Source organism: Iningainema tapete BLCC-T55, assembly GCF_014698965.1.
Lineage (GTDB): Bacteria > Cyanobacteriota > Cyanobacteriia > Cyanobacteriales > Nostocaceae > Iningainema > Iningainema tapete.
On record NZ_JACXAE010000008.1, the window covers coordinates 33,882 to 40,694 of the forward strand.

Here is a 6,813-nt window from a genome sequence, read left to right on the forward strand (position 1 = left end):
CCGTAGAGAGTTGGGAAATAAAAAAGGAGCAATAGAAGATTACAACCAAGTGTTGCGCCTCAACCCTAACGATGCTTTAGCCTACTACAACCGAGGGATTACCCGTAGAGAGTTGGGAAATAAAAAAGGAGCAATAGAAGATTACAACCAAGTGTTGCGCCTCAACCCTAACGATGCTTTAGCCTACTACAACCGAGGGATTACCCGTAGAGAGTTGGGAGACAAAAAAGGGGCATTGGCAGACTTCCAGCAGAGTGAAACTTTAGCAAGGCAACAAGGGAACAAGAAATTATCTCAATCAGCACGAGAAAATAGTAAAAAGCTACAGTGTTAGCCTACTAGACATATCCGAAAAACAATGTAGAGACGCTTCAAACAGCGCGTCTCTTATCAAGATGCAGTTGGGTAACACAGAGGCATCGCTCACCATCTTTTAAAATTACACTCTATCATATAAATTAACAGTAAAATTAGTATCTAATAATTAAGATAAAAGCGTTCGTTGTTCTAAACTATCTAAACAGTCTTCCTCTAATCAGTTGGCTAAAAACACCTGTGTCTAAAGTTATTGCCATCTTCAATCAAGCAGGAGGGGTGATGAAAACGAGCCTAACTATGAACCTGGGCTATCACCTACACCTGAAGAAACACAAAGTTCTCTTAATCGACATGGACCCACAAGGGTCACTAACCACGTTTATGGGTTTAGAACCTCATGAACTTGAAGAAGTTATCAGTGGTTCTATCCTTGATGAAGAAACACCATTAACAATTCATCATAACATACATGGCATGGATTTAGCACCTGCTAACATTACCCTAAGTGCTGTTGAATTGCAACTTGCTTCTGTGATGGCAAGGGAAACTAGACTTAAGCAAGCGCTACAACCTATACTTAATGAATACGATTTCATCCTCATCGACTGTCCCCCATCTTTAGGAATCTTGAGTATTTTGAGTTTAACTGCTGCCACTAGTGTACTTATTCCCATTCAAACCCACTTTAAAGCCTTCAAAGGAACCGAGCTACTACTTGATACCATTAAGCAGGTAAAAAAACACGTCAATCCCAAACTGGCGATCGCCGGAATTGTCCCCACTCTCTACAGCAATGCTAATCAAGATAAAGTCATTCTCGAAGCACTACAAAATGACTTATCACCACTTGCACCAGTTTTTGAAGCTATTCCTCGTGCCACTGCATTTGCTGACGCGGCAATGAATCTTCAACCCTTAGCTGTATATGCCCCAAAACATCCGGCAGTGGCTGTTTTAAAGAAGATTGCTCAAGCAATGGAGAAACTGTAATGACCAAAAAACCACTAACACCACCCAAAATGCGTGGCGTAGAAGATTTACTTACAATGGATGTGGAAGCAGGAGCGACTACCACCTGTCCAATTGAAAAAATCCAAGTTTCTCCCAAACAGCCGCGCCGCTACTTTGACACAGAAAAGATGGCACAGCTTGTTCAATCAGTACGCGAACATGGGATTTTAGAACCTTTACTAGTTCGGACTCAACAAAATGGAGAATACGAACTAATAGCAGGAGAAAGGCGACTTCGGGCTGCTAAAGATGTAGGACTTACTGAAGTGCCAATCGTCATTAAAGATTTCACTGATAAACAAGCTCTGCAAGTAGCTCTTTTAGAAAACTTACAACGCGAAGACCTAAATCCAGTTGAAGAAACCGAGGGTATACTTGAATTACTGAAAATAGAACTTGATATTAGTACAGAGTCGGTAATCTCACTTCTCAATCAAGCAGCCAACGCGAAAAAACGTGGTTTGGAGTTGACGGAAAACGTTTCCCGTCAGATGGAAATAATTGAATCTCTATTATCTGGTGTCGGCTCTTTTAATGCCGAAAGCTTCCGCACGAGCCGCCTTCCCCTGTTAAATCTCCCCGATGATGTGTTAGAAGTCCTGCGTCAAGGAAAACTTGAGTACACCAAAGCACGAGCGATCGCCAGGGTAACTTCAAAGCAACAACGTACTGAATTACTTACTCAAGCAATAAACAATAATCTATCACTAAGCGAAATCAAACTTCATATTAAAGAATTACAGCAATCATCACCCACGCTTCTTACACCGTCACTTAAAGAGCGAGTAGATGAAACATTTGGTCGATTTAAGAAGGCTAAGGTTTGGGATGACCCCAAGAAAAAAGCTAAAGTAGAGAAATTACTAGCTCAATTAGAAGCTTTAATGTCAGGAGATTAAAGCACCACAACAGACAATGGTAAGGAGCCAACATCTTCCTCTACTCCATCCTAAATGTATCCACAATCACGAACACCAACTACTACCAAGCGCTCACTCTAAAGACAATCCAAGCTTTTCGCGGAATTCGCGATCGTAGATTGCTTGCTCCCAGTTATTAGTGGCTTTTACTTGTTTTGAAGTTAGGTTTCTTGCGCCTGTGAGGTCTGCGCCTGTGAGGTCTGCGCCTGTGAGGTCTGCGCCTGTGAGGTCTGCGCCTCTAAGGTTTGCGCGACTGAGGTTTGCGCGACTGAGGTTTGCGCCACTAAGGTTTGCATCACTGAGGTATGCGCTACTGAGGTATGCGCCACTGAGGTTTGCGCCTTTGAAGTATGCGCTTCTGAGGTATGCGCTTCTGAGGTCTGCGCCACTGAGGTTTGCGCCACTGAGGTCTGCGCGACTGAGGTTTGCGCCACTGAGGTATGCGCCACTGAGGAAGAAGCGTATTATCTCAATAAAAGCAGTGGTACTAATACAGTAGCTACAGCCAATCACACGAAGTAGCCGTTCTGAATCAAAAGAACTTTTTTTTCCACAAGGACGAAAGACAATTTGCTCTTTCAAATCATCTCTTTCTTGTGCATAACGGTGCAACTCTAGGAGTAAAATCATTACATTTAGCCCTGCATAAGTATCCACCTGACGCTGACCTAGCTTAATTCCTTGCTTTTGTAATTGCCGCGCCTTTTTTTGAGGTAAAGTTTCTTCTGTAGAGTCAATAAATTCCCCGTCACACCAACGATGATAAAAATATTCTAAACGCTGAAACAATTGCTCTGGTAAAAATTCTTTACTTGTTAGCAAGCCCATCAGATATTCTACAATTTCTGGTGTTAGTCCACCATAGCCAAGTAAATCGTAAATTTCCTCATAGAGTTGCTTGTCATCAATATTGAAAGTTTTACCTCGCCGTCCAAGTTCTGTCCATTCCTCCAGACTTTCTTTCAGCCGTTCAGCACAAAGAAATTCGCGAAAACTCTTGTGGAAAAACTCAACTCCACCACTTTGATTAGGCTTGAGATAAAAAGCACACAATGTATTTTTTAGCGCTTCTTTTCCCAGTTCTTCCTCGGCTATTGTGATTAATTTTTTTGCTTCATCATCTTCCTCTAATCTTGCTCGCACCATTTCTATAGAAGCACTTTCTCCACCTGACTGCACGACACACACCGCTGCTTCTGCTAACAGTCGCCGTAATGCTTCTGGCTTTTGTCTTGTTAGTTCGTAATTTAAGTCACTGTAATGCTTGTCAGAACGCTGTTTTGTCAACACCCAATTTAATGCTTGTTCATAAATAAGGATTTTTGCAGCTGTACTAGTAGCTTGCTCAAATTTGCTTATGTCCAAACTATCATCACGGTGCATTGCTGCTAACATATACAATAATAGTGGTTCTTTTGCTAATTCACTTACTTGTTCTGGACAGTTATTTTCATCTTGTAAAAACTGTTGAAATTGTGTTGTTTTTTGAGTATCAAACTGAAGACGCCAATTGGTAAACCACTGGTTTTGCATTTCAGAATCCATTTCGGCAATTTCTACCCTTTCCAAATTATCTGGTAGATCATCAATGCCGTGTAAAGCCATCCCTCTACCTGTAATTATCACTCGATGCTTGTTTGCATAATCACGTTGAAATGACCCTACTTGCCTGATAAACCCTTTTACACTTTGGTTATTACTACGTTCAATACGTAACTCATCAAAGCCATCAAGAATAAAGAGAAACTTGATATGGGCGTCACTTAGCCAACCTGGATTTTCTGCAAAAGATTCATTTATCCTTGAGCGCAAGGTATCTTTAAAACTTAGCTGAAATTCATCTATGTCGCGTAAGCGAATCAAAATAGGTATCCACCTGCGATATTCATCACGTCGCACTAAATCCGCAAACATACGACAAAAAATACTTTTACCTCTTCCTGGTCCTCCTTGAATAAATATCACTTTTTCTTGCTTATTAGGGTCTTTAGTGAGGAGAAGATTTTTAGCCCAATTTTCCAAACAAAAAGTTTTTATGTCGTTTATTTTACCATTAGAGTCTACTTTTCTTACCTTTGGTTTTACATAAATATCTGCAAATGAAAAATTTTCCTCGAATACTAGTTCACGGGGTTTGTCGGCAATTTCTTTTTCTAGATAATTCCGAATACTATCATATTTTTTAAGTACTTCTATGCCTCCATTATTATATAATTCTACTAATGGTTTGACAGAATCGCGTGCTTCTGCTAAAGCTCTAAAAAAGTGACGCTCCGTATTTCGTGCTACTTGTTGTGTAAGTTCCTCTGCTTCATTTGCAGGTTGTCCTACTTGTTGTAATGCCTGGGAGAATGCGTGATTAAATTCTTTGGCTAATTGAGAATTGGGGAAAGAAGAAATTGCTACTTCTGCTGCTTGAGTATCTAATTCAAATTCATCAAGTTTTTTTAGTTCTTTTTTGACGGCTGTAGTATTAAATTTGTTTTTCCAATTAGTTAAGAGGGACTGGTGTTCTGATATAATCTCTTTAAAACTTTCTAGATAAGCTGCTTGAGTGACTATAACCACGCATTCTTCTAGAGATAGTTCTTGGCGAGTTTTTTCGCGATACAACTTGAGCAGAGTAGTTGCGATCGCCACAAAAGGCAAACCTGCACCCAATAATTGCACCTCTGGTGAACACAACACTTCCAATAGTGATGAAGACTGGGACAAAAGTGGTTTGAGAACTTCTATACTTGAGCCTTGCTCTTTGAGAGTTTTTCCCAGTTCCAAAACTGCCTTGGCGGACTCAGTTGTTGTATTTACCGTCTCGGCAGAGAATGCGCCTGTCACACGCTTCCATGTTTTAGATAACTGCTGACTCATTTACTCATGCCTCATCTGGCTGTTTCACATATACGCTAGCCTACATACCGATGTTTCAGCATTGCCGCCCTACTGTGTGGACTGGCAATTTCTTTTTCTAGGTAGTTCTGAATACTATCATATTTTTTCAGCAATAGATATTTGACAAAACTACCATATTGTGCTGTAGACACAGCTGTAAAAAAGTCTCGCACCAACTATTTGGTGCATTTTATTAGAAAAAATATTTACTAGCACCACAGTAATAATACGGTTATGGTAGCGATGGTGCGGACTTTAAAATTTCATTAATACAGTACCATTATTGCACCATGAGTGAAGAGAAAAGTCTTAGAGAAAAAGTTTTTGAAGCTTGCCATAATATACAAGCTGAAAATAAAAAAATTACTCGTGATGTGGTGCGAGAGCGCACCGGAGGAAGTAACCGCGATGTTTCAAAGTACATCGCTGAGTGGAAGGCGGAGTGTGAAAAGTCGGCTTTAGCAGTTGCAGGAACAACCCAGATTTCTCAGCAATCGGAGGAATCAGCTGCAATAGTTGATGATTCCGCACCAAGCAGCACCTTAAATATTGGTGCGGAATCTTACAGCAATACAGCACAAAATGACTTAGCTGTGGTTGGGCGTCTTACGGCGGAAAGAGCAGCCTCTATTCTGAGCGGTGAAAAGGAGCTTTTAAGCTTCTTTTTGGAGAATCCGGATAAGTTGCCCGAAGATTTACGTCAAAAGGTGGAACGTTCTCAAAATAAATTAAACCATTTAGTTGAAACGAGAAAAGAGCAGCACGACCCGGATTTTTTCGCTCAAAATCTGATCGCTCAGTTTCAGTAGAGTTATCAGAAGATAGTGAAGATTTGGAAGATGCCACTAGTGTGGAGCGCACACGCACAACTTCTAATAAAAGAGTGCGAGCGCATCACAACCGCCAGGATTACCGCGCCTCTCTTACTAAGCGAGTTGTTAGTAACCTTGGAGAAGGGAATAGTTTGATGCTAATTGGGGAACCAGGGATGGGTAAAACTCACTTAGCCAAACTGGTACAAACTGAGCTTGACGCGGTTTATGCTATCTACACGGGTAGTGTGAAAGCTTGCTTGGTGGCGATCGCACAACAGATTGATTGTCCGATTGTGAATGAGGATGGCAAGCCTCTCACGATTGATCGGTTAAAGGAGGAAATTGCTCAGAATATCAATGGCATAATTTTGATTGCCGATAACGTTCATCGCTTTCCTGCCTCATTGAAGTATTGGCTTGAAGGGTTACAGGAAGCGGGAATAATCATGCTATTGCTGGGAACTAAGCGGGATTTGGAAGGTGTATCTTTCAAAATGCCAAGGCTGAAGCTGGAGCCACTGACTGAAGCAGACACGCGATCGCTTATTTGGAAAGAAGTTTCTGTGAGGAATCTCTCACTTCCCTCACACCGTGTAGCGGAGTTAGCTAGCCGTGCTGGTGGCAATCCAATGCTGGCAAAGCGAATGATTGATGAGCTAGAAAGTGGTGTTGATGATCCAAATTTGAACGATGGGGATACTTATATTGATATATCACCAGTGTTAATGGCGGCTGTTGGAATCTTGGCGGCGGTGCGTTTCATTGGATTGGCTTTACATGATCGCAGCCATTTAACTAAGTAATAAAATACTGGGATTAGCCAGGATATAATGGAGTAAATCAGACAATTACTCCATTCC

Annotated in this window: 7 protein-coding genes; 5 read left to right on the forward strand and 2 right to left on the reverse strand. The window is 41.2% G+C overall.

Going from position 1 to position 6,813, the window contains the following annotated elements:
* From ICL16_RS00865 to ICL16_RS00875, 3 genes are all read left to right on the forward strand, one after another.
* On the forward strand, window positions 1-334 hold a 334-nt coding region (locus ICL16_RS00865), incomplete at its 5' end, for a tetratricopeptide repeat protein (protein WP_190825008.1).
* A 221-nt stretch (window positions 335-555) separates the two neighbouring features.
* Entirely contained in the window at window positions 556-1,308 is a 753-nt protein-coding gene (locus ICL16_RS00870) for an AAA family ATPase (protein WP_190825009.1), read from the forward strand.
* On the forward strand, window positions 1,308-2,228 hold the full coding sequence (locus tag ICL16_RS00875; RefSeq protein ID WP_190825010.1) for a ParB/RepB/Spo0J family partition protein: 921 nt from the start codon (window positions 1,308-1,310) through the stop codon (window positions 2,226-2,228). Before ICL16_RS00870 ends, ICL16_RS00875 begins: the two co-directional genes overlap by 1 nt.
* A gap of 93 nt (window positions 2,229-2,321) precedes the next feature.
* Here ICL16_RS00875 and ICL16_RS00880 read toward each other — a convergent pair whose 3' ends face one another.
* Both ICL16_RS00880 and ICL16_RS00885 read right to left on the reverse strand, forming a co-directional pair.
* Window positions 2,322-5,117, reverse strand: coding sequence for an NACHT domain-containing protein (locus ICL16_RS00880; protein WP_190825011.1), 2,796 nt, complete (start codon window positions 5,115-5,117; stop codon window positions 2,322-2,324).
* A 35-nt stretch (window positions 5,118-5,152) separates the two neighbouring features.
* On the reverse strand, window positions 5,153-5,290 hold the full coding sequence (locus tag ICL16_RS00885; protein ID WP_190825012.1) for a hypothetical protein: 138 nt from the start codon (window positions 5,288-5,290) through the stop codon (window positions 5,153-5,155).
* Between the two features lie 138 nt (window positions 5,291-5,428).
* Here ICL16_RS00885 and ICL16_RS00890 point away from each other — a divergent pair, with 138 nt between their 5' ends.
* Window positions 5,429-5,947: a DNA-binding protein gene (locus tag ICL16_RS00890; RefSeq protein WP_190825013.1), complete on the forward strand. Its 519-nt coding sequence runs from the start codon at window positions 5,429-5,431 to the stop codon at window positions 5,945-5,947.
* A 23-nt stretch (window positions 5,948-5,970) separates the two neighbouring features.
* Window positions 5,971-6,756, forward strand: coding sequence for an ATP-binding protein (locus ICL16_RS00895; protein WP_190825014.1), 786 nt, complete (start codon window positions 5,971-5,973; stop codon window positions 6,754-6,756).
* The last annotated feature ends 57 nt before the right edge of the window (window positions 6,757-6,813 follow it).

Coding starts and splice junctions, on each gene's coding strand:
- ICL16_RS00880 (WP_190825011.1), bottom strand. CDS start 5,117: ATGAGTCAGCAGTTATCTAAAACATGGAAGCGTGTGACAGGCGCATTC.
- ICL16_RS00890 (WP_190825013.1), top strand. CDS start 5,429: ATGAGTGAAGAGAAAAGTCTTAGAGAAAAAGTTTTTGAAGCTTGCCAT.
- ICL16_RS00875 (WP_190825010.1), top strand. CDS start 1,308: ATGACCAAAAAACCACTAACACCACCCAAAATGCGTGGCGTAGAAGAT.